The following is an 898-nucleotide window of genomic DNA, read 5'->3' as shown; positions in this document are numbered from 1 at the left end:
AAGATCTGAACCGCTTGCGCACCCGCTTTTATTTGAGCATTCAGATAATCAATCACAGACAAGGCAATTTTATCCAATAACTGATGCATAATTTCTGGCTGAGAATACATCATCGCTTTGATATGGCGAAAATCTTTAGAGCTTCCACCCTCAACCATATAAGTGGCTAAAGTCCAAGGACTCCCAGAGAAACCAATCAACGGAACACGTCCATTCAACTCTTTACGTATGGTGCTCACTGCATCCGTTACGTAAGTCAAGTCTTTAGAGGTATCAACTATAGGTAGTTTCTCGACATCCTCTGCTGTTCGAACAATCTTCTTGAAACGAGGCCCCTCACCCGTTTCGAAATAAAGACCCAAACCCATTGCGTCCGGAATCGTCAAGATATCAGAAAACAGAATTGCAGCGTCGAGCTTGTAGCGCTCAAGAGGCTGAATTGTGACCTCGCATGCTAGTTCTTTATTCTTACACAGACTCATAAAGTCACCGGCTTGCGCTCTGGTCGCTTTATACTCTGGCAGATAACGCCCAGCTTGACGCATCATCCATACAGGCGTCACATCAACCGGCTTACGCTCTAGCGCTCTCAGAAATCGATCATTCTTTAGCTCTGTCATTCACTGTCTCTTCAATATTAATAATCAAGAAATGTCTGGCAATGTTGTCCAGATACAAAAAAGGCACAGTATTATCAACCGTGCCTTGGATTTAGTCATTGATACTCATCACGTGCAGACTATATATCCAGGTAGTCCATGATGCCTTCAGCTGCCTGGCGGCCTTCCGCAATGGCGGTAACCACCAAGTCAGAACCACGAACCATATCACCACCGGCGAAAATCTTCGGGTTACTCGTCTGATAAGGGTACTCACCCTTCTCTGGCGCGACAACACC

1 protein-coding gene and 1 pseudogene are annotated in these 898 nt (G+C 45.5%); both read right to left on the bottom strand.

The window, feature by feature from the left end; translation table 11 throughout:
* On the bottom strand, positions 1-620 hold a 620-nt coding region (locus tag A3735_RS20455), incomplete at its 3' end, for a uroporphyrinogen decarboxylase family protein (RefSeq protein ID WP_082885948.1).
* A gap of 119 nt (positions 621-739) precedes the next feature.
* A pseudogene (locus tag A3735_RS29795) lies at positions 740-898 on the bottom strand (glutamate synthase small subunit); the annotation flags it as partial.

It is taken from the genome of Oleiphilus sp. HI0061 (assembly GCF_001635675.1).
Note: the sequence above shows the minus strand (reverse complement) of the source record. Positions and strands in the feature narration are given on the sequence as shown.